This is a genomic window from Streptomyces sp. YIM 121038 (genome assembly GCF_006088715.1).
GTDB lineage: Bacteria > Actinomycetota > Actinomycetes > Streptomycetales > Streptomycetaceae > Streptomyces.
On record NZ_CP030771.1, the window covers coordinates 1,248,831 to 1,274,691 of the forward strand.

Here is a 25,861-nt window from a genome sequence, read left to right on the forward strand (position 1 = left end):
GCGAAGCCTCGCAGAACACCCAATCGGCCAGCGCCCGCGCCCAGCGTGTGGCCGGCCAGAGCGCCACGTCCTGCCGCCCGCCCTGGTCTCGGAGCGCGGGCAGTGACGCTCGCGGGCAGTTCCTCTCCTGCTGCGGTGCGATGGCGGCCGCGATGTCCGGTCGGCGGTTCAGGGCGTGCGGCGACGGGGCGGCGGAGCTGTTGCGCCGCGCCGTCCGGCTTGACCGTCAAAGGACACAGCGAAGGCCTGCGCGGACTGCTTTGCCCGCAGGGGCCTTCGGCGAGTGCCGGAGCACAGCCTCCTGGTGCGGCGCCCGCGGTGTGCCATGCGCCATGGCGCATCCCCACCCGATCAGGTGATCATGTGGTGACGTCACGTCACATTCGATGACCGAAAGGCTGTTCACGATGCTGGTCGACTGGCCCACGGAAACCTTCGTACTACGGCTGCACCGCATCCCCGGCCTGGTGGCGGGGGCCGCGGCGGGGAGCCCGGAGGGCACCCCCGTGGTGCTCGGGCCGGAGAGCGGCGGCGACGGTGAGCGGTGGGTGGCCGAGCGGTTCCGGGTGATCAACCACCGGATCCGGCACGCCGCCACCGGCCTCTACCTGACCGCCGAGGGAACGGGCAGGGGCGCCGCCGTCACCCTGCGGCCCAAATTCTCCGACACCGGCAGCGATTCCTCGTACTGGCGGCAGGCGTGGCGGGCCTTCGTCCAGCGTGACACCGGTCGGCTGATGGCCCTCAACGACGCCTCCGACTGCCTCCTCGGCCTGGCCGACCCGGCTGCCGAGCGGCCCGGTGGACCGCTGGTCCTGGAGAAGGGCGCCGGGGCCGAGGACCGGTCCTGCACGGCCTGGGCTCCCGCCCCCGTCGCACCGCCGGCGCCCGCACCCGCTCCGGCACCCAAGGCCACCGACCTGCCGGTGGGGACGGGACGGGTCCGGGTGCCGGCCCGCCGCTACGAGAAGGACCGGCGGACCATCGAGCAGATCTTCGATGAGACCACCTTCCGGGAGGTCCCGGGCGAACTCCTCGCCCCGGGCACCCGCATCGCAACCTTCGACTTCGACCAGCACTCCCAGGGCGACTGGTACAAGGAGGGCCGCGAGGGACGTCTCGTGGCCTTCACCGACAGCTATGAGGGTGCGGGTGCCGTGCGCAAGGCCTTCCACCGGCTGCCCGGGGAGCCCGCCCGCTACGTCGACGGCGACGAGGTCGACGTCCACTACGTCCCGCCGAAGCTCGTCGCCCGCACCAACTTCCCCGCCGCACTCTTCGCCGACGTCAGCGGCGCCCTCGTCAGGACGCCGCACCGGCTGGCCAACGGGCACGGCTTCTACAACCAGCCGCAGCGCCGCGAGGGCCTCTACTACCCCAGGCGCGACGGCGCCGGCACCGTCGTGCAGTGGAACAAGACCTGGATGGCGGACAACGACACCACCTCCAAGGTCTTCCTCTGCTTCGACGGCCGCTACTTCATCGACGAGATGGACATCACCTGGGCCGAGGACGGCAAGAGCTGACCCGCCCGCCGGCACCCCGACATGTCCGGGGGGAGAGCAGCAGGTGTTCCAACTCCTCCAAGCCGCACACCGGGAGGTCAAACAATCTCGCTGATCGCGGACTCTGGCGATCACGAGGCCGCACTCACGGGCGCACGGCATTTTCATCCACGTTGTCGTCAAGGCGCCTCCCGTGCGGCAGCCGTGCGCCCCGCCCGGCTCTGCACCCGCGGCACTGGGTAGCCCGGCGGCCAGAAGATGAGTACGCCGACTCACGCCCGGACCGCGCCCGCCACCGACGATGAAGATCAACATCGTGGAAGCCGGGAGACCACTCATGCTCAGCCGCATCGCCGACCTTCTGGTCCCCGCCGTCGGCCGCCTGTCGGTGACCGCCGACCCCCGCGCCGAGCTCGCGCCGGGCAGTATCATCGCCGCGAACCACACCTCCCTCGCGGACCCGGCCATCGTCATCGCCGCCCTTCGCCGCCTCGGCGCCGAGCCGGTCATCATGGCGGCCGCCGGGCTGTGGCGCGTCCCGCTGCTCGGCCGTGCCCTCGCCCGGGAAGGACACGTCCCCGTCATCCGCGCGGACCGGCGCGCCGCGGACGCGCTGGATGCGGCAGCCGACGCCCTGGAGCAGGAACGGATGGTCCTCATCTACGCCGAGGGCGGGCTCCCCCGACGCCGCAACGCCGCGGAAGCCGCTCCCGGGGCCTTTCACAGCGGCCTGGCCCGACTCACCGAGCGCACCGGCGCCCCCGTGGTGCCCGTCGGCCAGGCCGGGGCCCGGCGGATCACCTCCGGCCACACCATGAAGCAACTCGCGGGACTCCTCACCGCTCCCGTGCGCCGCCCGCGTCTGCACGTTCATGTGGGCGCGGCACTGGAGCTGACCGGCGAGCGTGCCGTACGGACAGCGCGTGCCCGGACCGCGGTGACCAGCGCGTGGCGGACGGCGGCCGCCCAACTGGGTGAGCCCGCCGCGCTCGCCGCGTGACTTCTACCCGCGCGGCACCGGGCCGGGACCCGCACCCGGCCGGGGCAGGCCATCGTCGCCCGCCTGGACGCGGCCCTGGGCGAGACTGACGCCCTGCACAACCACGTCGATGCCCCGCAGCCAGCCATCGTCTGAACCCCGGCTCCTCCCCCGCCGCACGCTGGCTGATCATCTGCCTGACACGGCCTCAGCCTCCGTGGCAGGGGGCGGTGATCGGATCGGCAGACGGCAGGGGGCTCCTGTGGAAGCACGGATGTGGACCGGACTGGCCGGCATCGCGAAGAAGACGTACACCACCACGACGTCGCCACCGCCTGCGAGCTGCCCATCGTCGGCCCCGCGCCGTGCCTGAACATGGTGCTCGCCACGCATGACGGGCACGTCCTGCACCCGCCTCCCTGCATCGAGCAGTTCCTGTCCCGCAGCCCCGAGGGCTGGGCAGGGGTCCCCCCGGCTGCCGACCGGCCAGCCCGGTGTGCGGCCCCTCACGGGTCCGGGCGGTCCGAACGGAGTCGGGCAGGAAGATCCCCGCTCGTCCCGCAGAGGGCCGCGCCGTTCCCGCCCGGTGCAGGACCGGGCGGGAACGGCGCGGCGATTGGTCAGTTGCTCCCCCGCGGGCTCGGGACCGGCTCGCAGGGTGCTGCCTTGCCCCGGATGCCGTAGAAGCTCGTGGAGGCCATGTCATTGCCGGCGTAGAACCCGGTGCCGCGCTCCATCACCATGGTGTCGCCCCGGTGGAAGACCAGCTTCCACACCTTGGCGTACGGTCCGCCGGGCTTGCCCTCGCGCATCCCGGCCGGGCCGGGCTTCACCTTCTCGCGCCCGTCGGCGCCGTCGCCCTTGTCGTGACGCTCGGCGTTGAGAAGGCTGATGACGGTGTTGCCGATCATCTTGCCCCGCGGCATGTCGCAGACCTTGCCCTTGGGCAGCTCGTCCACCGACACCCGGACCCCGGCCGCGCGCAGCTTGTCGGCCAGCGCGTCCTGCTCGCCGGTGTCGAGCGTCAGATCGTTGACGGTGACCCGCACCTGACCACCGGGAAGCCGCTCCACGGCATACGCCGACGAACCTCCATCGCCCCCCGGCACGACGATCGCCGCCACGGTCGCCGCCGCGCAGGCCGCCAGGACCGCACCGGCCCGCACCGGCGTCACCAACCGCCGGCGCACCGGCACCACAGCGGACCGCGAGTCCGCCCCTGCGCCCTGCAGCCGTGCCTCGCGCTGCAGTTCTTCCAGCAGCCGGTCCTCGAATGTCTGGGTGCTCATGACTCTCCCCCCGCGTAAGCGATCGTGGTGGTACGTGACTCGGCCTGCCGCGCCTGCCCGGCGTGCCCTGCGCGTTCGTCCTGGCGCGTGCGCGCGACCGGCTTGTGGTGCCCGGCCTGGGGCACCTCCTGCCGCTCCCCCGCGAGTTCCTCGGCACCACGCAGCTTTCTGCGCGCGCGGTGCAGCCGTACGCGGGCGGCGACCTGGGTGGTCCCCAGGGCCGCCGCCGCCTCGCTGACGGTCAGCTGGTCGACGGCGACGAGTTCGAGCACGGCGCGCTCGCTCTCGGGCAGCTCGGCGAGCAGCTCAAGGGCCCGCCGTCCGCCCCGCTCGGCGTCGAGCTTCTCCTCCAGCCGCGCGATGTCGTCGTCGTCGAGCAGCCGCCGCCCCGCAATCCGCGCGCCCAGCCCGGCCTGCCGCGAACTGCGCCGGTACTCGGCGCGCACCACATTGCGGCCTATGCCGAACAGCCAGGCCGCCTCGCTCCCGCGCCCGGGCCGATACCCATCAGCCGAGTCGACCACCGCGAGAAAGACATCGGCGGTGAGATCCGCGACGGTGTGCGGATCACTCACCCGCCGTGCCACGAACCGCGTCACGGCGTCCACATGCCGCCGGTAGAACTCCTCGAACGCCTGCGGATCCCGCAGCCCGCCCCCGGACGGCCCGCCTCTGCTCCTGCTCTCGGTCCCCATCACTCTCCTCGGCACCCTGATCAATCATCACCAATGCTGCGTACGACTGTTTTTGGACGGAGAGGACCCTGGCGTTACATCCCCACCGGTGCGGAAGCTCCGGCGTCGCCGACGGCGAGCTCGCGGTCAGCCGGTGTCGGTAAGGCCACCGTGTTGCCACGGGCGGTGGCGAACCGCAACGGGACGCCCGCCCAGACCTGGCGATTCTGGGACACCGGAGACGACGGCCACCTCACCGAAACCGCCGTGCCCAACGGCGGTTTCGATGAGGTCCTCAACGCCGACACCGCCAACGCACAGGCGGCACCGATCCGCCTGTCTTCGGTGAGTGCCCGCGCCGTGCCCTCGACGCCCGTTAGCCCGCGGCCGCACGTTCGGCCTCCGCCCGCTGCGCCGCTGCCACACGGGCCGCATCCCGGCGGGCCTGCTCCGCGCGGGCCTGCTCCTGCCGCCAGGCGAGGTCCTCCGCCTCGCCAGCGGCGTGCTCGCGCAGCCGATCCTCGCGGACGCGCCGCCGCTCGCCGTCGGACAGGCCGGGCAGCTCCCGGTCGGCGCATGGTGGAACGCCTGAACAGAGTCCAGCCACGGGCCCGCCGAGGTCGCCACCGCACACCGGAGCAGCCGCGCGCCCACTGCGGAGAGCGGGCTGTCAGTGGCGGCGACAATCTAAGGTTCGGCAGTCACCCCACCGGTCGCCCTCGCCCACCGTTCCGAAGCGCCACTCGCCCACGTACCCGCAGGTCAGCGCACGCGACCTCGCGGCTTCAACGCCACCGGCGGCAGCTCCGCGGCGGGCAGTGGCCGCCCCTCGTAGCGCTTCACCTCGCCGAAGCGCGTGCCCGTCATCCAGTCGGTGCGGGCCTGTTCGATGTCGGCCTGGGTACGGCCGATGAAGTTCCACCACATACCCAACTACGGGAGTGTTTTCGCAGATCAGGGCCATTCCAACCTTAAGAGCTCGTAACACGATCTTGTGGATGTGTGCTGGTGGGGCGTGACCGGTACGACGAATCAGCCGTTCGTGAGGTGTGGGGAGTCGGCCGTGGATCGTGGAGGATGAACTGTGGGCGCTGATCGAGCCGTTGCTGCCGCCCTGGCCGCAGAGGGCGCCCGGCCCGAAGCCGGTGGATGACCGGCGGTGCCTGCAGGGCGTCCTGTACGTGCTCTACAACGACATCAGCTGGCAACTGCTGCCGCTGGAGCTGGGGTTCGGCTCGGGACAGACCTGCTGGCGTCGGCTGGACCGGTGGCACGAGGCTGGCGTCTTCGAGACGCTGCACCGCATCCTGCTCGCCGAACTCCATGCGGCCGACGCCCTGGACTGGACGCGGGCCTGCGTGGATGCCTCCCACATCCGCGCAAAAAAGGGGGGCGAGGCCACCGGCCCGTCGCCGGTCGACCGCGGGAAGACGGGCAGTAGACACCACCTGATCTGTGATGGGAAGGGCACCCCGTTCAAGGTCATCACCACCGCGGCCAACGTCAACGACGTCACCCAGACCCTGGCCCTGGTCGATGGCATCCTGCCCGTCGCCGGGAAGCCGGGCCGTCCGCGCAAGCGCCCCGACGCGCTGCTTGGCGACAAGGGCTACGACAGCAACCTCAACCGGCGTGAGCTGCGCCGACGCCGCATTCTGCCGGTGATCTCCTGCAAGGGCGCCCCGAACATCAAGGACCTGGGCAAGCTCCGCTACGTCGTCGAGCAGACCTTCTCGCTCCTGCACCACTTCAAGCGCCTGGCCGTTCGCTGGGAAAGACGCCTCGACCTGCACAACGCCTTCGTCTCCCTGGCCTGCGGCCTCATCTGCTGGAGACGCCTCAAGAAAGCCCGCCCATGATCGTGTTACGAGCTCTTAGGGAGCGGTCCTGGCTCAATTCGTGCACGAGCTTCGGCCCCACTGCCCTTCTGTGGGAGTCGCTTCCAGAGATTTTGGGCCCCACCCTCGCAGCAGGCCAGTCCCGTTCGGCGTGGGGCCGATGTCCATTGTCGATCAAGCCCATCAGAGCCGTCATGGGGCCAAATACCGCGCGAAGGTGGAGCCGTTCTCGTCCGTCAAGCCGCTGCGTCGGCGCCCGTGCCGCGAAGCCTCCGCCTGGAGGGGCCCGTGCGCCTGCGCGACCTGATCACTGACGTATGGAGCTGGCTCGTCTACGGGCCAGCCATGGCCGACCCACGCCGTGCCGGTCGCCGCAACGAGTGGGCGAGCCTGACCGGCTGTGGGTACCGGACGAGGAGCTGCGCCGTCTTGTCGCGTACCGGATGCTGGCCGCCTACGACTCCAACCAGGCCGGGCAACTCACCGCTGTCAGGGGTAGCGCCGAGGTAAGCCCAAAAGCCGCCAGAGCTTGATCTTGGTGGGTCTTTTCAGCTCCGGGTGTGAGCCCCGAGGGCGTTGACGCGGTTCTCGTACTCGCGGCAGGCCTTCCGCTGGGCCGGGATCGCCGCGGTGCCGTCGAGAGGCTGGCAGCGGTCGAGGAGTTGGCGGTGGACCGCGGGAGTGGCGGTAACGCGGAGGGTGTAGCCCGCGCCGCGTCGTACGGCCTGGCCGTAGGCGAGCGAGACTCGCTCGGCGTCGTCCAGCTCGGTGGCGCGGAGGAAGTCGGCGACCTTGCCGGGCATATCGAGGGTGACGGGCGCTTCCGGGGCCGGGGCACTCTTGTTGGCGGCGACGTGCTCGGGCAGGAGGTCCGCGACGGCCGTACGGACGGCGCCGCGGCTGACGCCGTGCTCGCGAGCCAGGGCGGCGATGGACCGGCTCTCCAGGTACGCGGTTCGCATGTCGTCGACCTTCGCGGCCGGGACAGCGGGACGGCGACCGCCCTTGTTGCCCTTCGCCGCAGCGGCCCGCAGCCCGTTGTACGTCAGCTCCCGCTGGAGATCGCGCTGGAGCTCCCCGGCGGCCGCGAGGGTCTGCACCATGAACTTCACGGTGGACAGCAGCTCGCCGGTGCGCGGGTGGCGGGCGGTGAGATCCATGCCGGAGAACGCGCCGTCGTGGATGCGCAGGGCGAGGTGGTCGCGGTGCAGGACGTCGAGCACGTCGAGGATGTGCACGGTGCCGCGTACGAGGCGGAACATCTCGGAGACGTGCACGGTGTCGCCCGGTCGCGCGTACTCCAGTAGCGTGCCGAACTTCGGCCGCTGGAGCGGGTGAAGTCGACTGGAGGTGCCGGCCTCCTCCTCGAAGACGACCGGTTCCTTGATCCCGGCCTCGTCCAGGACGAGATTCTGGCGGTCGGTCGACTGCTGGTCGGTCGACACCCGCTTGTAGACCAGATTGGCCACGCTGTTCCTCGCTTCTGCCGGCGCATCGGACCTCGGGTGTCATCTAACCCTGTCGCCAACCGCCATCGGATCTCATTGGATCTGAGCTGCCGTCAGGCTCCGGAATCGCCGGGTCCATTGGACCGTCGTCGCCCCTGTCGGCAAAGGTTCCTTTGCCGACAGGCAGCGGATGCGGCGTCGGTCGTGCGTGTGGGCGTTCCAGGGGTGTGGAGTGTGCGGGTGCCTTGGGGCTGTCGTGGTGGCTACTGGGGTTTGAAGGTGTCGGGGGGCAGGCGGCGAGTGAGGACGGCGCGGGCGAGGTGTGGCAGGGGTTGGTCGTGTGTGGCGGCGTGGGCTCTCAGGAGGTAGAGGGCTTGGCCCGGGGGGATGCCGAGTCGGTTGGCGAGGAAGCCGGTGGCCTGGTGGATTTCGGCGCGGTACAGCCGCAGTCCGGTGCCCGGTCCGCGGGTGCTGGCCGGGGTGGTCAGTTCGGTGTAGAGCAGGAGGAGCAGGGTGCGGCCCAGATGGTCCAGGCCGTGGAGTTGGGCAGTGGTGAGGGGGTCGGGGGTGGTGCGGTAGCCGGTGAGGACGCCGATGGTGGCGGCGCCGAGTCGCAGCGGGGTGGCGGTGACGGCACGGAGGGGGGTGCGGGCGGCGGCTGGCAGGAAGAGGGGCCAGCGGGCCGGGTCGGTGGCAGGCAGGTCTGGTTCGATCACCGGGTGGTCGTGCTGTGCGGCTTCGAGGGTGGGGCCGTCGCCCAGGGTGTATTGCAGGGTGTCCAGGTCGGGGCCCAGGCCCGTGTCAGGGTCGCACCACAGCAGTTCGAGGTGGCCGTCGTGGGCGAGCATGTTCAGGGTGAGAGCGTCCAGGCCGAACTGGCGGGCGGCGCCGGGCGGGACGGCGCACTCCGCGCCGTGTCCGTTGCGGGCGGCCAGGTGCGCGCGGGCCAGGAATGCGGTCAGGCCGTCATGAGGGAGAGGGGCGTCGCCGGTGGCGCCGTCCCGGTCGTCGCGGGGCATGTCACGGTGTCATGGTGAGGTCGGCCGGGATGTCTCCGTGCGCAACGTTGGATGCCAGCACGGTGAGTTTCTGCTGACGGGAACGAGCGTGGCGGCGCGGCCGGGCGAATGCCTCGTCCATGTCGATGCCCAGCTGCGAGGCGAGTACGCCCTTGGCCTGTTCGATCACGATGCGGGATTCCAGGGCGGTCTCCAGCTGGCCGATGATCTCCTCCTTGGCGAGCAGGGCCTGCCGGTGGTGCTGGCTGATCCCGGCAGCGTCGGCCAGCGCCTGCGCCAGGCGCAGGTCCTCCCGTGTGGGCACGCGCGCGGTGCTGAGCAGGTTGAGGGAGCCGAGCGGATGGTGGGGGGTGCGCAGCGGGACGGCGGCGACGCTGGTGATGCCAGCGCGCAGGGCGCGGGGGGTGAAGCGGGGCCAGCGCTGGTGGGCGACGCTGGTGTGCAGCAGGGCCGGGGCCAGCGCCTTGCTGGTGCGGGTGCTGTCCAGGCAGGGACCTTCGTCCAGTTCGATCTGGTCTTCTTCCAGACGCCGGCACGTTTCGTCGGAGGCGGTGAGGTAGTCGACCTGGCCGGTCTCGTCGAGGATGGTGAGGGCGGAGTGCACACCCAGCTGGCCGACCACATGTCCGGTCAGATCATGCAGCAGTTCGAGGACGTCGAAACCGTCCGCACGCCAGGCCAGGTCGAGCACGGCCTGGGAGGCGAGGACGCCATGGCGGGTGACAGACATCGAATGTCCGTTCCGTCGCCTCCCGGACACGCGGCAACGAGCGGGGGCCGGGCACGCCGTGAACGCACGAGAGGCGAGCCTAGATGAGGGCTGGCTCAAGGAGCCGTGTCATGCCCGCTGACGGAACGTTCGGATGTCGCCTCGATTCGCGTCTGTCCGCCGGAGTCGCCGCTGTGGCCAGTTCCATCCAGCCTGGACAGCTCACGGTACGTAATCGAGCGTACTCTTCCGGGGCCGGTAGGGAACCGGCCCCGGAGCCGACGATTCAGCCATGCGTAGCGAGTCTCTCCCCTGCCCGGTCAGGCCGCTGTGCCGAAACCCTCGGCTCGCAGGTCCCGGTCACGGAGCTGGGTGAAGTCGACGTCGAGCTTGGGGTCGTACGGGCCGGGCTGGATGCCGAGTTCGTGGGTGGAGTACTCGCCGAACCGCTTGATGTGCTCAGTCAAGTACGGGGAGATGTGGGCCAGGTCCTCCGGGTCGATCTCCCAGCCCTCCTCCAGGAGCTGACGGACGATCTCCGCGATGTCCAGGGCGTTGTGGAAGATCACCGCGTTCGTGAGCAGGGCGTTGAACTTCATCGCCTTCTCCTGCTCGATGGGGTCGTTGTCGGCGAGGACGCCCTGGTTGCCGAAGCCGACCCACTGGGAGAACCGGTTGAACGACTCGACCTTGTTCGTCGCAGCCGTCACCCGCCGGCGCAGCGGCGCGTCGGTGAGGTAGCGCAGCAGCTGCACCGTGCAGATCACACGGCCGACCTCGCGGAACGCGGTGTAGGTGGAGTTCTTGTGCGAGCCCGAGCGCAGCCGCTTCAGCAGGGTTGAGGAGGAGATGGCGCCCTCGCGCACGGACACGGCCACCTTCATCAGGTGCCGGAACTGGGACTCGATCAGGTCGAAGTCGATGACGTGTCTGCCCGGCTCACCGAACAGCGAGTCGATGTGGACGTAACTGCTCTGTTTGGACGGGCGGTAGAAGGTCAGGCCCTTCCAGTTCCTGATCCTGGGCATCAGGTCGAAGCCCAGCAGGTGCGCCAGGGCGAAAACGGGCACACTCTGGCCCTGTGTGTCGGCGTGCACGGTGGTCGGCTTGACCTCGCTGGTGTTCTTGAGGAGGCCCTCGATGATGTAGACGGCCTCCCATACCCCGCATGGGATGAAGTGCGTGAACAGCGCGATGTAGGTGTCGGAGATGTGGTGGTAGGCGATGCCGCCCGCCTTGCCGTAGCGCACGCTTGTCTCGGCGAGCAGGTTGTTGAGGTAGGTGTCCATGTGGGTGCCGTCCGCGGCCACGGCGGTGCCGTCGCCCCAGGCCTGGGAGATGTCGAGGCGGGCGTGCACGTTGACCAGGTCGGCGACGGCCTCGTTCAGCAGTGCGATGGAGAAGTGCCGGTTGGCCACGTACGACAGCTCGTGCCCGGACACCCCGGGGATGTGCCTGACCGCCTCGTACGGGCCCATGTTGGTGCCCTTGACGAACGTGGTCAGCACGTAGCGGCCGAACGGGTCCTTCAGCCTGGGGTCGTTGCCCGACGGTGGGCCGAAGCGGCGCCACCACTCCACCCAGTATGCGGTGCGGGCCACGATCCCCATCAGCGTGCGCTCCGGCATCCGGGCCTTGACCTCCTGCTCCAGGCGCTTCGCCGAGGGCCGCTGCCCCTCGGAACGGTGCGGCTTGAGTGAGGGGATGCCGGTCTCGGGGGCGATGACCAGGCCCTCGTTGTCCGGATACCCGGCATCGGCCGCCGCGGCGGCGCCGCGCAGCTTGTCCTCCAGTTGTCGGCGGAAGGAGCCCGCGTCGAAAGCACTCGCCTCGCCCTCCTCGCACAGCCCGACCTCCACGAGGTAGTCGGCCAGCTTCTCCTGGATGTCCTCCCATGCGAGCAGCTGCTCGGACCAGTCGGCGTACTCCTCCGAACTGACCACGGCGACGTCCCCGGTGCGCAGCTCCTCGGCGAGGTGGGTGAAGACCATCGCCTCGAAGTGCTTGCGGGCGAACCGGCCCGGCCGCGTCTTGTCGAGCACGGCCTTGCGCCAGTTCTGTGTGGCGAAGGAGATGTCGATCTGCTTGCCATGCTCGCCGAGCGCGCTGATGTACTCGCCGCGGGCGCTCTCGTGGCGCATCGCGTGCGCGAGCGCGGCCAGCACCCGACCGTCCTCGGAGGTGGTGGTGAACTCCAGCTTCTCCGCCAGGTCGAACATGACCGACCGGTCCCGGCCGAGCTGACCGTACAGCAGCACTTCCCAGAAGTTGCCGTGATGCGCGGCGACCTTCTCGATTCTCTCGTACTGCCCCGCGAATCCGCCGAAGACCTCCACCGCCTTGGTGACCGCCCCCAATCCGCCGGCCTGCACCAATTGGGCCTTCGCCAGGGCGAGCACGGCCGGGGAGACCTCGCCTCCCAGGCGCCGGGCGACCTCCTCCACCGGCGCCGCCTCGTCCAGCGCGTCCAGGGCCTTCACGGCCTCGGCGGTCATCGCCGCGGCCTTCGCCAGCGCTTCCTGGGCGGGGCCGCCGTCGTCGAGGTTCTTGAGCACGGTGCGGTAGTTCCCGATCAGGGCCTCGACGATCTCCCGCTCGGCCAGCCGGATCTCCTCCAGCTCCTCCTTGGCCTTCTTGATCTTCATGGCGACCCGCTCGCAGAACATCGTCGCCAGATCGTCCCGTACCCGCGTCCGGGCCTTGTGGGCGAGGCAGGCCAGCAGCGCGATCCGCTTCATGGTCGCGTAGTCCCGCAGTTCGGAGGCGTCCGCCGCATCCGCTTCCCCGGCGAAGTCGGTGACTTTCGGCGCGGCGACGCCGTCCACCCACACCGCGGTGTCACCGAGCTCGTCCAGCCACTCCATGTGCGTGAACAGGCGCTTGAAGTGCGACCAGCTCGGGCCCTGGGCGGTCTGCTTCAGCCGGTTGAACCGCGTGGTGCCGTCGCTGTCACGCTCGTCCAACAGCCGCAGCATCCCCGCCTGCTCGGCGAGGCTCATCCGGTCGTGGATGCCGCAGTAGATCGAGGTGTTCACCTCCGTGCGGGTCGTGGAGGCCATCGTGTCGAAGGTGGAGAACGCCGGCAGCTCCAGCCCGGCCGCCACCACCTTCTCCAACGCGATATTGATCAGGTCGGCGGGCCGGTTCTTCGACACGGCCTCCTTGCGGATCGCCGCCTCGGCGATCTGCCGGGCCTGGGACTGCCTGTACTTCGTCCCCACCCGCTGCCGCACCTCCGCACGCTGACGCTCAGCGGTGCGGCCCGTCTCGTACAGTGGGAGCGTGCCCTCCGGCAGCTCGACCGTACGGCGGACGAAGTCGACCACCATCGCCGGATACTCGTCCGACTTCGGGAACCGGCCCATCCGCTGGTACGACTTCAGTGCCAGCAGCAACGCGAGCTGACGGCCGTCAGAGTCCATCCGCTCGGCGGCCCACGCGGCCTCCTCCCGCGTCGGAGCGAAGAAGAGATGCAGCTCATGCGCGGTGATCAGCCGCCTGAATCGCGGATACGCGGTCCGCTCGATCGAGGTCACAAGTCCCGCCCCAGGCCCAGAGATCAGTCGGTACCAGCACCAACGACCTTCGGCCGAATGGGTGACGGCGCGACCGCATAGGACACCAAGATCAGGATCTGGCGGCTTTTGGGCATACCTCGGCGCTACCCCTGTCACGGGTGACGACGAGCCGGGGCTGGAGCGCCGTGAACTCGGGTCGCCTCCAAGGTCGTCGACACTGCTCTCGGCTACCTCCTTGGCTCCGAGCAGACCATCAGCGTCGCCGGGGCCGAGCATGCCGACGACGAACCGAGCCCCGAGGCCGCCGCGGCGCTCGCCGTGCAGGACCGGCTCCGGGCATGGGCGGAGAAGGAACTGCTGCCGCTCCGAGTCCAGCAGGCCGAGCGCACCGCGATCCTTCTCGGCGACGCCGTGTACTCCCTGGCCTGGGACCCGGGCTTGTACTTCCCCGAGTGGCCAGAAGACGGAGTGCGGCGCATGCGCCATTCCTGGCCATAGGCACAGTCGCCGGTCACCCAGGCAATGGGCAAGGGCGAGGCCAGGCCCCGCAGAATCATCACGCGGGCCAGCTCGCCCTTGGTCGCGAACCGTCGGTTCTGCGGAATGCCCGCCGCCCGGCACCGGTCCGTGTCACTCGTCCAGGACTTCGGCAGGTAGAGCTCCCGGTCTACCAGTGCCCGGCCCTTGGGCGAGGCATAGGCGGCGAAGACTCCGACCTGGCTGTTCTCGGTACGGCCTGCAGTGCCAGAGTACTGTCGCTGGACACCGGCTGAAGCGGTGCCCTCCTTGATGAAGCCGGTGTCATCCACGATCAGCACACCGTCTGGGCAGCCGAGCTGTTCGGCGACGTAGAGCTGCACGTCGTCCCGCAGCGTGTCGGGGTCCCAGGATGCACCGTTGAGCAGATGCTGAAATCCAGCAGGGCCGCGGTGGCCGGCGTACTCGGCCAGTTGCCAGCCGTTCTTCCGCTCCACCGGCGCCAGCAGTCCCCGCACGTAATCACGCATCCGCCACCGCAGATCCACCCGCGAGAACCGGCCCGCCACCCTCGCGAACACCGACTCCAGCTCGGCCGCCCACAGACCCGCCTCGTCCATCCCCACCATACCCAGGACAACGAAACCAGCCAGCTCAGGCAACGATCTCTGACTGGAGTACTAGGCCGCCTCAGCACACGCCGGGCCGCGCCCGGCAACGGCCCCGCCGTGCGGATGCGCGGCGGGGCCGTTGCCGGGCGTCCTGCCGCCCTACGGGAATGGGTCTTAGGGATCCTCAGAACCCTGACCACTGATACGTGGAACGGGTCGATAGGGACCCAACTGCGGCCGCTGAGTTCTCCAAAGATGCCGATGCCACAGTTTGATGGACCAGATAGCGCATGAGATCGGCACGAAGGACAACAGCGTAGGGACGGCCAGCGGTAGCCACGGCCAGACGGAAATTGGCCAAACCACTGCGACGACGATGGGAAGTACGAAACTCTGACCGAGCAAGAGCGCCCCCCATCCGTAGTCAACTCGAGACCACCATGATCGCTCCTCAAGGAACGGCTCGAACCGCAGCATGACGGCGATCACCAGCGCCACAGCGGGTGCAATGATCCAAGGAGAAGTGGGCATACCCCGATTGCCGATGAGTTCACCGATAAAGGTGGCAGGCATGTAAGCCACCAGAAGGAACATGGCCGTATAGAGAGCGCCTCCGGCTAGGGCCCCAAGTTCGCTATCCGATTCAGAGGCCGGAATCTTTGATTCGCCATTCACGGCGCCCACTTCCTCTCGTCAGCCTACAAGCACGCCTCTGCAAGCGCTGGAAGCCCCGTCGAGTTAACTATAAGATTAACGATGTCTTCATCGATGCCAGTAGGACGCTTCTTGTGCTTGATGTAGTCCCAGACAGCCTTGATTACCTTCTTGCCCCCCTTGGTAATCTTGTACACCTTGGCGATGCCGATTCCGTTCTCGGCGGCGAACTTCGCCACTCCAGTTACGCAGCTAAACCATCCACGTGTGGCAGGCTTAGAATTCAGGAAATCCACCACCTCCTGGACCGCTCCCTGGTCGCCCGTCTCGATGCGCTGGATCAGCGACTCGGGAATTGAGCCAATAATGTCGAACGCTTGCTCAAGTGCAGCTATACCCTTCTCGTCACTGATGTCAGCAAGGCTGTCAGAGCGTACGGCGGCAGAGCCCGTATCCGCAGCTGACTCACGTTCCGCGATATGAACCACGGCATTCCGCAAGATCTGTATCGCATCCGCAGAGGCCACCGCAGGCGCCGCCTCTACTTGCACGTGCGTCCGGTCAGCAGCCGCCGCCGACGCGGACGTCACAGTGCCAATCATGGCTGCGGCGACGAGAGTGGCAACTCCTGCCCCGAAGCGACGACGGATAGTCCTGTTCTGCAGCACGACACTCCTATTGGTTTCCATTTAAGGCGCGGGTTGGCGGCATCGATTCCCGACCGTACTGTCGGCGGCCGCAATCGCCTGTCGTCATCGAACCCTATTTCGAGGCCCAGCTAAGGTCTAATAGGAATATCCGGCGTGGCGATAGGAATTCCCTTTCGCTGCTTCGCCTCTCGCTGCGGAAGGGCCGGGAGTCATAACCGCTGCCGATAGAGACTCCCCGCGCCTTGAAGCGAGAGTTGCCCAAGAACTTCCCTCGGCGAGCCCCAGCGCTCCCCGACGCCGACCGCCACCACACCGACCACGAGGCATCTCGCGGCGGCTGGCACTCCGCCTAGTACTCCAGTCAGAGATCGTTGCCTGAGCTGGCTGGTTTCGTTGTCCTGGGCATGGTGGGGATGGACGAGGCGGGTCTGTGGGCGGCCGAGCTGGAGTCGGTGTTCGCGAGGGTGGCGGGCCGGTTCTCGCGGGTGGATCTGCGGTGGCGGATGCGTGATTACGTGCGGGGACTGCTGGCGCCGGTGGAGCGGAAGAACGGCTGGCAACTGGCCGAGTACGCCGGCCACCGCGGCCCTGCTGGATTTCAGCATCTGCTCAACGGTGCATCCTGGGACCCCGACACGCTGCGGGACGACGTGCAGCTCTACGTCGCCGAACAGCTCGGCTGCCCAGACGGTGTGCTGATCGTGGATGGGTGTAGCTCTCTTCCGGGGACAACCCCGATGGTTTGATCTGGGAGATCGTGGTTGTGGGTGATGGCGGCGTGGTCGGGTCTCTACCGTGTGGGTGGAGGAGGCGACGCTGATGGGGTCGTTGATCGGGGAGTTGGAGGCGCGGGAGGCGGCGGCCCGGGCCGGGTGCGGTCGCCACCGTCCTCGACGAGTGACGGAACCGCCGGGGCCGCACCGTGTCGGGGGCCGAGCGGGGCGGGCCGCCCACCGACTACCATCGCCGAGTTCGTGCCACCCACCGGCCCGGGCATCGCGGCGCGGCGTACAGGGGAGCTGACACGGCATGAGAACGAAGAGCGCAGCGGCGTGGGCGGTAGCGGTGCTGATGCTCGGCGCAGCCGTCGGCGGCTGCGCCGAGCAATCGGACAAGGGACCGTCCGGCAGCAGCGCGAAGCAGACGAAGTCCCACCGCGAACCCGAGGACAAGCCTGATTCACGGGTCGTCGAGCACGACGACGACCACACCGTCCTCGAACTGTCCGACGGCCGGCAGGTGTCCCTCCGCTTCACTCGCCGCGGCCTGCAGGCACAGCATCGCAGCGCCTCTGACGACGCCTGGTCCGCCCGGAAGACGGTCTATGAGACCGGCACCAAGCCGTGCCACGGCATCAGGGCAAAGGCGTACCGGGACACCGTGTGGCTCGCAGCCGGCTTCGGCGCGTACTGCAGGGACGGCGAAGAACCGCAGGAAGTGATCGCGGCCGTCGCCACCGGGGACCTCTCCTCCTGGACCACCGACCCGACCAAAAACTACATCGCCTGGCCGAAGGCCCGCATCCGCGACGGTGGCGCCCGAGTGGACTTCGTCGATAGCGGCATGCTGCGTACCACCACGCTGACCTGGCGCAAAGGCTCCGGATTCGCCGAGGTGGCAGCGAAGTACAAGCCCATCCACCCCTGGTTCGTGGGCCGGTGGCGAGCCACGGACGGCAGCCAGGAGCTGACCATCCACCAGGCCGAGCCGGGCAGATCCGCACGCGTGGTCATCGAGTCCCGCACCGGCCCGCGATGCAAGGGCAGCGGCGCTGTCTTCGGCATCAACCAGTACGACCTTTACGTGAGCAACTTCAAGCTCGATCAGGGCACCAGGACCTTCACCTGCCCGCCGGAGGAGACCAAGTACTCCTTCGACGTGAAGTCCTCGGACGGCCCGCTGCGCCTACGCAAGATCGGCAACCACCCGAAGACCGTCCTTACCTATGAGCGGGCGGGCTGACGTAAGACTGCGCATGAGGGGCGGCGGCGTGGTCGGGTCTCTACCGTGTGGGTGGAGGAGGCGACGCTGATGGGGTCGTTGATCGGGGAGTTGGAGGCGCGGGAGGCGGCGGCCCGAGCCCAGGTGGAGGCGCTCGAAGCGGAGCTCGCCCGACTGACGGCCCGTCTGGAGGACGAGCGGGAGGCATGGTCGCGGCTGCGGATCGCCCGGGAGACGGTGGCCGAGGTGATCATGGATCTGAACGGGTCCGGAGCGACCGCACCGGTGGCCAGCGGCGTGGAGCCGGAGAAATCGGTGCACCCCGGGGGGCGGGTGGTCGGGGCGATCACAGTGCCGCACTGGCGCCAGGGGCTGTCGGCTGCGGTGCTGCCGGATGTCTACCGGGACATCATCGAGGTCCTTACCGACGCCGAGAAACCGATGCAGGCCAAGCAGATCGTGCCGCGGATCGGGCTGCCCGCGGTGACCGGAAAGATCGAGGGGACGCGGGGGAAGCTGAAACGGCTGGTGGAGCGGGGCTGGCTGACCGAGGACAAGCCCGGACGGTTCACGGTGGCCCACCCCGGCGACGGCGTGGAACCGGTGAACTCCCGGAACGATAAAGGCTCTTCTCTCTAGCTTCGGAGGTAACCAACCAGACCGAAGCACCCAAGAAAGAAGAGCCGTGGTGGAACCCTACGACGCCTTGTCCGCCATCGATCCGTTCGCCGCCGCCGCAAGGGCCTTCGACCGCCTGACCGAGGAGTTGGCCGACCCCGCCTCGGCCGTGCTGACCCATCACGATCTGGAGGACCTGATCGAGGCGCGGGGCCGCGAGCTGCTGCTCCAGGCCCATCTCGACCTGCGGGAGCGGGCCGAGCGCGAGCAGGGGGAACGCGCTGGCCGCCCGGCGGTCCGGGGTGCGGACGGACAGGTTCGCCCGCATCGCGAGGTGGGCCATTGCAGGCGTCTGGCCTGCGTGTTCGGCACCGTGACCGTGACGCGGACCGCGTGGCGGGGCAGGTCGATGACCAGCGTCCGCCCCCTGGATGCGGACCTGTCGCTACCCGCCGGGCTGCACTCGCACGGCCTGCGCCGCCGCGCGGTTGCCGAGGCGGTGCGCGGTTCCTACGACCAGGCCAAAGAGGCGATCGAGCTGCGGTGCGGGAAGGTCCTGGGCAAACGGCAGGCCGAACATCTGGTCGCCTGCGCGGCCGTTGACATCGACGGCTTCTACGCCCGTCGCGTCCCGGCGCCGTCGACCGCTCCCACGACGCTGGTGATCCAGGTCGACGGCAAGGGCATCGCGATGCGACCGTCCGGTCTGCGGCCGGCCACGCTCAAGGCGCACCTGAAGACCCCGCGGGCGATGCGCACCCGCCTGGCGCCGGGCGAGAAGCCGCACCGCAAACGGATGGCCATGCTGGCCTGCGTGTTCGACGCCGACCCCGCCCCCCGGCGCCCGCACGACATCATCGCCCCGCCGGAGGGCCGCAGCGGCCTCCGGCCTCCGCGCCCGGGACCGAAATCGCGGGCGAAGTGGTTGACCGGCTCGGTCATACACCCGCCCGAGCACACCATCGCCGCGGCCTTCGATCAGGCCCAGGCCCGCGACCGCGACCACGTGCGGACCTGGGTCGTCCTGGTCGACGGCGCCCGCCACCAACTCGACCTGATCCGCGCCGAAGCCGACCGGCGCGGGATCACCGTGCAGGTCCTGCTCGACATCGTGCACGTCAGCGAGTACGTCTGGGCTGCCGCGCACGGCTTCCACCGGCCCGGCACCCCGGCAGCCGAAGCCTGGGTCGCCGGGCATCTGACCACGATCCTCCACGGCCGGGCCAGCCGCGCCGCCGCGGAGATCACCGCGCAGGCGGAGCGGGCCGGCCTGCGCGGAGCGAAACGCGAAGCCGCAGACACCTGCGTCCGCTACCTGGCGGGCCACCTTGACCAACTCTGCTACGACACCGCGTTGGCCGAGGGCTGGCCGATCGCCACCGGCCCAATCGAGGGCGCGTGCAGGCATCTCATCGGCGACCGTCTGGAGACCACCGGGGCAAGGTGGGGGCTGAGCGGCGCCGAGGCCGTCCTCAAACTCCGGGCGGTGAAGGACAACGGTGACCTCGACGCCTACTTCGCCTTCCATCTCACCCGCGAGCACGAACGGCTCTACTCCACCTCTGACCAGCACGACTACGACCTCACGGTCTGAACCACAGGCGTCCCCCGGGGAGAGCTACACCCAACCTTGAAGGCGACCAACGAAGCGCGTGCGCACTGCCTGGACTTGCTGCGCGAGACGTACGGGCTGCCCGTGTTGCAGCTCGACGCCCGCGGGAGGGCGCCGTCCCGGCCCACGACGGCGGCCAGGCCCAGTGCCGACAGCGCGAACCACTCGCCCCCGGCAGCGGCGTCGCCGCACTGAGGGCGCCGCTGCACGTACACCGCTCCCTGATCACGAGCGAGATGGAGCAGCAGTGCCACCAATTCCCGGCACGCGGCGCAGCGTCCAGGGTGAGCACGCGGGGACTGCCGCTGAACGCACAGTTGGTCGAGCGGGCCCACGACCTCGAAGCTGTGGATGAGCCTGCACCACGCGCTCTGCCCGGGCCCGCCACAGCGCCGCGGTATGGAAGACCTCGCCCTGGCAGCGGCGCTCGATCGGGGCTGGCACGTCGTCTGCGACGACGTCGGGCTCGAGGAAGGCCCGACGGAACAACCCGCGCAACGCGGCGGTCTGCCGCTCCATCGCCTCTGCGATGGCCTGGTCCGGGTCCACCCTCGATGGCGCGGCAGCCTGGCGGTGCGCGGCGATCGCGCGGTGGTAGCCATCCGGCGAGGGGCGGCGCTCCACCGGCGCGTCGGGGATGACGTCCAAGCGGCCAGTGTCCGGGCCGAACACCACCGCCTGGACGCGCTCGGCGAGTTCGGGCACCGCCGTGGCGAGGACGCTGTCGCCCACGGCTGGGGCGGCCAGGCCGCGCTCGGTCATCATCATGCCGATCGCCGCGCCGAGCCCAAACAGCTCGCACCCGTCCACCCGCCGAGTGCTTCGCACTGGACCCTCACCAGCCAGCAAGAACCCCTCGCTCCTCGCTGTGATCCGGCGGTCAGGTGGCGGGTTCGTAGGTAACGGTGGTGGCCGGGCCGTCCGGACGGAGAGGGCCAAAGGCCGGGCCGTGGCATGATCCTGGCAACTTCCGGTTGGCGGTTTTCACACGTTCGGCGCCCTTTGCTCTTATTTGCCGCCCGTGGCCGTCGTACGGCTTCACCCGTGGGGGGTGGCGCGTGACGGCGCGTGCGGGGGTTACGGCTGTGACGTCGATCACCCAATACCCCTAAGAGGTATAGACCCTTCCGGTAAGCGCCCCATAAACGGGCGGGTCACATTCCGCTACTGACGGGTGTGTCATCACGGGCTGCTGCGGCCCATGATCGCTGTGTGATTTCTCGTTCCTTACACATGCGTGTTCATCCGTTCGGCGGGGTTGAGTGGCCGTCATCAGTGGGCGGCGCGACAGGCGTTGACGTTCGCCCTTCGCCTGCCGCCTCAACGAAGAGGACTCATGACCGAAGATGCCCACGCGCAGGACGACAGCAGCCCAGTCGTCGCGGCCGTGCTGCCTCTGCCGCTGGAGTTCGAAGCGCTCTACCTGGCCAACCAGGAGGCGTTTCACGGGTACGCCGCCACGTGCCTGGGCAGCGACGCGGCTGCCGAGGACGCGGTGCACCGGGCCTTCCTGGAGATCCTGTCCCACTGGGAGGGCCTGCTGGGGGAGAGCAACCTCCAGCAGCAGGTGTGGTCGATCCTGCGCCGGGTCGTCATATCGCAACGGCTGGAGGAGTTCCGACATGAGCTCGCCGGGCTGCACGGCGACATCGGCCTCTTCACCGCCATGAGCAGCCTGCCGCCCCGGCAGTTCGACGTGATCGTGCTCCGCCACATCCTGAAGTACGACACCCAGCGCATCAGCTGGTACATGGGCGTCACACCCAGCACCGTCGACTACCACGCCGCAAGGCCAAGGAGCGCCTCGAGCCCGCTGTGTCCTCGTACATCAAGATGGAGGGGGAACCGAAGTGAGCAGTGTGGAAGAGCGATTGCACCAGGCGGGGAAGAAGCTGGCGATCCAGCGCAGGCCGTTCGACGTCGGCGCGGGCCTGCGCCGGCTCGCCGAGGACGGCGGATACGTCCTGCCCGCCACCCACGTGTCCTCAGTCTCCAGGGCCGGCCACCAGCTCTCGGTCGTCGTGCGCTGGTTCCTCAACCAGCCCCGCGCCACGGTCCACATGGAGCGCCTCGCCACGGCCATCGGGAACGGGGGGCCCGAGGACGGGACCGAGCCGCTGGCGGACCTCGACATACACGGCGCGCACGTCTTCGCGTGCATGCTCCACCTCGCCGACCATCCCGAGAGCGCGCAGTTCTGGTGGCAGCTCGCCGCCGGGGCCGGGCACCGCGGCGCGGCCTACTGCCTGCACCTGCACCACCTCGGACGCGGCGAGACCACCGAAGGCCAGCACTGGCTCCACGAACTCCAGCACGCCCTGGACGGACCCGACATCGACTTCGTCATCGGCATGGGGCAGTTCGCCGTCTACATGCGCGACAACCACCCCCCGGTGCCCCAGGGCGCCGGACTCACCGCCGAGGTCGAACGCCTCGCCTCCCGCGGCGACGCCGAACCCGTCCTGGTGTGCAGGCCCGAACGGGAGATCGCCGACCGGCTGCAGCACTTCGCCCAACAGCCCTGAGCACCCCGGAAAAAGCGAAGAGCCCCCGGCGGTCTCCGGTTTCCAGGCCACCGACCGCCGACAGGCTCCTCAACCCGGCACAGCCCTCCAGAAAGGACTCACCGCGATGCAGCGTACGCCCGCGACCACCCAGACGGCCATCGTCTCCCTCGACAAACCCCCACCCACCCGCACCGTCCGCATCCGCCGATGGCTGCGCCGCCGACGCCGCTACGCCGCCCTCCACCTCCCGCGCGGCCTCTGCTACGGCCTGGGCACCGGCCTGGCCGGCATCGGCTTCTACTGGCTCCAGCACCACCTCTGACCCGACAGATCCATGCGCCCACGCCCCTGAGCGAAACGTACGCGTACCCGCGCGTACGCCTGCGCAAGTCGCGCAACAACCAGGGGATACGGTGGCGCAGTGCCGCCGACCTGCTGCTCGGCGGCACGGACACATCGGTCATCGCAGTCGTCGCACGGACCGAGACGCTGCGTGTCGCCCATGTCGAACTGCGCGCGGCCGCTTCCGCCGACGGCCGACCGCGCTCGGTCATCATCAGGCCGAGCGACGCGCCGCACCTAAGCAATTCACGTCGGCGCCAATTCCGAGCCGAATCCGGCGCTACGTTTTGGTCAGGAGATTGCGGGTGCAGACAGGCCTGGTGTGTGCCCGAGAGCAGAGATCCGAGCTCACGGAAGTGCACTCGGCGTGACCGCACACCATGCCACTACTGCCTGGTTCAACGAGATATCGATACTCAGGGACGCTTCGACTTTACGAGATCTTCTATGGTGCAGCCCTCGCCCTCTCTCGCAAGAATCCTGAGGAGGGCCCCAGTCGCTGAGAAGCGGAGACGACTCCAGTAGAGAGCCCGGACATTGGTCACCCCCGTAGAGATGATCCAGAGTTCCTGAACGTCGACGAGTTCACCGAAAGCCGGGGCGCTGTGCCGCGCGGCGAAGATCTGTGATGGTGAGCTGTTATCGATGGCGTCCTTCAAGGAAACCAGAGACAAACTCGGCCCATCAGACACCTCTTCAAGCTGACCGGACAATAACGCGTGACAGGAAACGAAAAGCAGCACGGAAAGACGCCTCAGGAATCCAGCCGGCTCCACCTCCCATAGCGCACATCCTTCCTGGAGCCATGACGAGATATCGTCGTCGCCTTCGATGTACGCCGTGATGGTCCTGCTGATCTCCCGGCAAGACCGTACGAGGGGATCTTCCATGAGCTGACGCCCTTCAGAGTGCCCTGGCCGCGTGTGGGGAGGAGCTGTCCAGCACTATCGTGCACGGCTGCCGTCCTCGCCAGACCGGTGCTGCTCCCGCACCGCCCGCTGGCCGGCAGGGCGAGGGCCTTGCCGGGCAGCGGGCGGCAGAGGGATTCCAGCAGTGGCCGGGCCGGTGCCGGGCTTCACAGCGGGCCGCGTGCAGTGCCCACGACCAGCTCCCACTCCCCCAGAGCTGACGTCACCGAGACCACTTAGAAGCACTTCACCTCGAGCACCGCGCTCGTATCCGATCCCGTGTAGACGTTGCACCCGTCAACGACCGAGCCGTGCGCCTGGGTCCGGTAGCTGTATTCCTTGGGCGCTGGACGGCACCCGCCGCTGACGGATTTCGACCGTGCCGGGGGCGGGCACCCCTGACCTGTGCCGCTCTCCTGGCGCGTGGTCCACACACCTGGGCCAGGACCGGTCTGCTCGTAGAACTGTAGCTCTGTTTGATAGCTGCAGGTATCAGGCTTCCTGGCACACGCCTTGATCCCGCCAGTGGACGTGATCTTAGACCCGCTGTAGTTCGGCTTGTTCGCGAACCAGGCGCAGTCCGGATTCGCCTCTGCCCTTCCGCTGCCAGTCCTTACCTCGCCATGAGATTGACCTTCACAGGCATCTGCATGTGAAATCCCCCCACTGAACAGGACGGTAACGCAGGTCACCGAAAGGATGACCATGGGGCGTAGGATGCTTCCTCTCGCGCCTGCTGTCCGGAGAATCACGGTTCCCACTCCATTCACGTTCGCAATTTCTGCTCAAGTCAGCCCACACCAGGATCAAGGGAAGCGCAACCCTCGGCAGCAGATTCGCACAGCATGGCGAGAAATGGGCGCGGAAGTGGAATTGAATATCTCCATTCCGGCTTTGCAGGAGCTTTGGCCCGAGAGGTTCATCACCCGATATCAAGCACAAGCTCCGACGGCACGCAGTGTGGTGTGAGGGCGGCCGAGATGTCCGGCCAGTGCTCCAGGACGCTGCCGCCGACGGCCGGGAGATCCCAGGTCCGCTCGGCCATCAGACCCTGGAGCATGGCGGCGAACCCGGACGCCTCCTGGCTGTCGCGCCGCGCGTTCCGGGCCCGGGCGGCACCGCGGGGCGCGGGCCTCGCTCTGCCCGCGCTGCTTGGCGGCCTCCCCCGCGGACCGGAGCCTGACCCGGGCGGGTCGACTCCGGACACCTCCTTGCCGCTCATGCCTGCACCCACGGGGTGTAGCCGAGGTCCAGGTGACCAAGGGCCTGCGAGACGCTGCACGGTCGCGACGAACGACCTGGGTGAACAGGCGCTGTGCGGAGTGCTCGCCGTACCGGTCGATGTGGCCGTGGACGAGCTGGTGGTCGTGCGCGGCGCGCGTGCGCCAGTCGAGCACCTGCTCACGGGTCAGTTCCTCGAGGACCAGCTCCTGGTCGTCGTCGACACCGGCGGGCTCCGGCTCCGGAGCGGGGACGACGGCGGCCGGGCGCGGTGCGGGCGACACGACCGGGGCCACCGGCTCGTCCACGACGGCGTCGGCCGGCTGCGCGGCCGCGGCTTCGGCGCGGGCTTTGGCAGCGGCGGCCTGCTGCTCGCGGACCTGCTCCCACCGGCGGGCCTTGGCCCACGCTTCGGCCGTCACCTCCTGGTGCAGCTGCTGCGCGACGGCCGCGCGGCGCTCGCTCTCGGAGGCGCCGGGCATCGCGGCCTCGACTGCGGCCGCGACCACGCGGCGCTGGACACGGCGGTCGGCCTGCTTCTCGGCCCCGAACTCCTAGCGCAGACACCGGGGGACAAGTAACCCGCCGGTAGTTCCTGGGAGGTCTGCACGCGCCGTTTCCCGGCGCTCCGTGCCCTCGTTGAGCTGACCGGGTGAATGCCCGTGGGGTCCAACGGCAGGGGACTGGTGTGCGGCAGGAGTGGTCACCGGAAGACGTGGTGGCGTGCTGGACCTTGGTGGACGGCGACTGGGAGCCGGTCGCGAACAAGTCGGGTCCGACCCGGCTGGGCTTCTGTCTCATGCTCAAGTTTTTCGAGATCGAGGCCAGGTTCCCGGAGTTCGTCGAGGAGTTCCCGCAGCCCGCGGTGGAGTACGTCGCCGGGTTGGTGAAGGTCCCGGCGGCCGAGCTCGCGAAGTACGACCTGGCGGGCGCGAAGCGGCACCGCAGGCAGATCCGCGAAGTGCTCGGGTTCCGGCCGACGGCGCTCGCGGACGAGGAGGCACTCACCGGGTGGCTGGCCGCGGCAGTCTGTCCGGTCGAGTTGGCGGAGGACCGGCAGCGCGAAGCCCTGCTGGTCGAGTACCGGGCGCGGAAGATCGAGCCGCCGGGCCGGACTCGCGTCGAGAAGATGCTGGTCGCGGCCCGGGGCCGGTGGGAGGCGGCGTTCTGTGCCCGCGTCATCGACCGCCTGGGCGAGGTGGGCACGGCCCGGCTGCTGTCTCTGGTCGCGGAGGACAACGAGGCGGGCACCTCCCTGCTGGCCGCGCTCAAGCGCGACCGCATGTGTCAACGGCCACTCCTAGTAGGACTCCGTTAGGTCTTCCTGTCGGTTTGGTTCGG

At 69.1% G+C, this 25,861-nt stretch carries 21 protein-coding genes and 3 pseudogenes; 12 read left to right on the forward strand and 12 right to left on the reverse strand.

Annotated elements, in window-relative coordinates:
* Positions 1–386 precede the first annotated feature (386 nt).
* The gene (locus tag C9F11_RS04725; RefSeq protein WP_138958057.1) at positions 387–1,526 is read left to right on the forward strand and encodes an RICIN domain-containing protein; all 1,140 of its coding nucleotides are present in this window, start codon (positions 387–389) and stop codon (positions 1,524–1,526) included.
* A 316-nt stretch (positions 1,527–1,842) separates the two neighbouring features.
* Complete coding sequence (locus tag C9F11_RS04730) at positions 1,843–2,505, forward strand: lysophospholipid acyltransferase family protein (protein WP_138958058.1); 663 nt, start codon at positions 1,843–1,845, stop codon at positions 2,503–2,505.
* A gap of 599 nt (positions 2,506–3,104) precedes the next feature.
* On the opposite strand, the gene C9F11_RS04740 is transcribed toward C9F11_RS04730, so the two are convergent.
* Together C9F11_RS04740 and C9F11_RS04745 are read right to left on the reverse strand one after the other, a co-directional pair.
* Positions 3,105–3,773, reverse strand: a complete 669-nt coding sequence (locus C9F11_RS04740) for a hypothetical protein (RefSeq protein ID WP_138958060.1) — start codon at positions 3,771–3,773, stop codon at positions 3,105–3,107.
* Entirely contained in the window at positions 3,770–4,468 is a 699-nt protein-coding gene (locus C9F11_RS04745) for a sigma-70 family RNA polymerase sigma factor (protein ID WP_171075633.1), read from the reverse strand. Before C9F11_RS04745 ends, C9F11_RS04740 begins: the two co-directional genes overlap by 4 nt.
* Before the next feature lie 328 nt (positions 4,469–4,796).
* On the opposite strand from C9F11_RS04745, the gene C9F11_RS47270 reads away from it, so the two are divergent.
* Positions 4,797–5,039, forward strand: coding sequence for a hypothetical protein (locus tag C9F11_RS47270; RefSeq protein ID WP_171075634.1), 243 nt, complete (start codon positions 4,797–4,799; stop codon positions 5,037–5,039).
* A 170-nt stretch (positions 5,040–5,209) separates the two neighbouring features.
* Here C9F11_RS47270 and C9F11_RS04755 read toward each other — a convergent pair.
* Positions 5,210–5,374 (reverse strand): annotated as a pseudogene (locus C9F11_RS04755) (pirin family protein); the annotation flags it as partial.
* Between the two features lie 122 nt (positions 5,375–5,496).
* Here C9F11_RS04755 and C9F11_RS04760 point away from each other — a divergent pair.
* Entirely contained in the window at positions 5,497–6,306 is an 810-nt protein-coding gene (locus C9F11_RS04760) for an IS5 family transposase (protein WP_138958061.1), read from the forward strand.
* A gap of 527 nt (positions 6,307–6,833) precedes the next feature.
* Here the strand turns inward: C9F11_RS04760 and C9F11_RS04765 are convergent.
* The 6 genes and pseudogenes from C9F11_RS04765 to C9F11_RS04790 all read right to left on the reverse strand — a co-directional run bounded on the left by C9F11_RS04765 (position 6,834) and on the right by C9F11_RS04790 (position 15,389).
* Complete coding sequence (locus C9F11_RS04765) at positions 6,834–7,754, reverse strand: recombinase family protein (protein ID WP_138958062.1); 921 nt, start codon at positions 7,752–7,754, stop codon at positions 6,834–6,836.
* 242 nt (positions 7,755–7,996) lie between these two features.
* Positions 7,997–8,752: a GAF and ANTAR domain-containing protein gene (locus tag C9F11_RS04770; RefSeq protein ID WP_138958063.1), complete on the reverse strand. Its 756-nt coding sequence runs from the start codon at positions 8,750–8,752 to the stop codon at positions 7,997–7,999.
* A gap of 1 nt (position 8,753) precedes the next feature.
* Positions 8,754–9,482, reverse strand: a complete 729-nt coding sequence (locus tag C9F11_RS04775) for a GAF and ANTAR domain-containing protein (protein WP_138958064.1) — start codon at positions 9,480–9,482, stop codon at positions 8,754–8,756.
* Positions 9,483–9,781: 299 nt separating this feature from the next.
* Positions 9,782–12,997: a Tn3 family transposase gene (locus tag C9F11_RS04780; RefSeq protein WP_171075635.1), complete on the reverse strand. Its 3,216-nt coding sequence runs from the start codon at positions 12,995–12,997 to the stop codon at positions 9,782–9,784.
* 461 nt (positions 12,998–13,458) lie between these two features.
* A pseudogene (locus tag C9F11_RS04785) lies at positions 13,459–14,076 on the reverse strand (IS701 family transposase); the annotation flags it as partial.
* A 689-nt stretch (positions 14,077–14,765) separates the two neighbouring features.
* Positions 14,766–15,389 carry a hypothetical protein gene (locus C9F11_RS04790; protein ID WP_138958066.1) on the reverse strand — a complete coding sequence of 208 codons (624 nt, stop codon included), beginning with the start codon at positions 15,387–15,389 and terminating at the stop codon, positions 14,766–14,768.
* 395 nt (positions 15,390–15,784) lie between these two features.
* On the opposite strand from C9F11_RS04790, the pseudogene C9F11_RS04795 reads away from it, so the two are divergent.
* The 4 genes and pseudogenes from C9F11_RS04795 to C9F11_RS04810 all read left to right on the forward strand — a co-directional run.
* A pseudogene (locus tag C9F11_RS04795) lies at positions 15,785–16,078 on the forward strand (transposase); the annotation flags it as partial.
* 358 nt (positions 16,079–16,436) lie between these two features.
* Complete coding sequence (locus C9F11_RS04800; protein ID WP_138958067.1) at positions 16,437–17,333, forward strand: hypothetical protein; 897 nt, start codon at positions 16,437–16,439, stop codon at positions 17,331–17,333.
* Positions 17,334–17,384: 51 nt separating this feature from the next.
* Complete coding sequence (locus tag C9F11_RS04805) at positions 17,385–17,951, forward strand: hypothetical protein (RefSeq protein WP_249401596.1); 567 nt, start codon at positions 17,385–17,387, stop codon at positions 17,949–17,951.
* 49 nt (positions 17,952–18,000) lie between these two features.
* A complete protein-coding gene (locus tag C9F11_RS04810) occupies positions 18,001–19,524 on the forward strand; it encodes an ISKra4 family transposase (protein WP_138958068.1) in 1,524 nt (507 codons plus the stop codon).
* Positions 19,525–19,767: 243 nt separating this feature from the next.
* On the opposite strand, the gene C9F11_RS48515 is transcribed toward C9F11_RS04810, so the two are convergent.
* Positions 19,768–20,352 carry a hypothetical protein gene (locus tag C9F11_RS48515; protein WP_249401597.1) on the reverse strand — a complete coding sequence of 195 codons (585 nt, stop codon included), beginning with the start codon at positions 20,350–20,352 and terminating at the stop codon, positions 19,768–19,770.
* Between the two features lie 298 nt (positions 20,353–20,650).
* Positions 20,651–21,256 carry a hypothetical protein gene (locus tag C9F11_RS49905; protein WP_346347224.1) on the reverse strand — a complete coding sequence of 202 codons (606 nt, stop codon included), beginning with the start codon at positions 21,254–21,256 and terminating at the stop codon, positions 20,651–20,653.
* A gap of 136 nt (positions 21,257–21,392) precedes the next feature.
* On the opposite strand from C9F11_RS49905, the gene C9F11_RS04825 reads away from it, so the two are divergent.
* On the forward strand, positions 21,393–22,067 hold the full coding sequence (locus C9F11_RS04825) for a hypothetical protein (RefSeq protein ID WP_346347225.1): 675 nt from the start codon (positions 21,393–21,395) through the stop codon (positions 22,065–22,067).
* Positions 22,068–22,173: 106 nt separating this feature from the next.
* Positions 22,174–22,371 (forward strand): hypothetical protein, encoded by a 198-nt coding sequence (locus C9F11_RS04830; protein ID WP_138958069.1) that lies wholly within the window; start codon positions 22,174–22,176, stop codon positions 22,369–22,371.
* Between the two features lie 436 nt (positions 22,372–22,807).
* Here the strand turns inward: C9F11_RS04830 and C9F11_RS04835 are convergent, their stop codons facing one another.
* Entirely contained in the window at positions 22,808–23,281 is a 474-nt protein-coding gene (locus tag C9F11_RS04835; RefSeq protein ID WP_138958070.1) for a hypothetical protein, read from the reverse strand.
* 1,340 nt (positions 23,282–24,621) lie between these two features.
* Between C9F11_RS04835 and C9F11_RS04840 the strand changes: the two genes are divergently transcribed.
* The gene (locus tag C9F11_RS04840; RefSeq protein WP_138958071.1) at positions 24,622–25,101 is read left to right on the forward strand and encodes a hypothetical protein; all 480 of its coding nucleotides are present in this window, start codon (positions 24,622–24,624) and stop codon (positions 25,099–25,101) included.
* A gap of 107 nt (positions 25,102–25,208) precedes the next feature.
* Entirely contained in the window at positions 25,209–25,838 is a 630-nt protein-coding gene (locus C9F11_RS04845; RefSeq protein ID WP_171075636.1) for a DUF4158 domain-containing protein, read from the forward strand.
* The last annotated feature ends 23 nt before the right edge of the window (positions 25,839–25,861 follow it).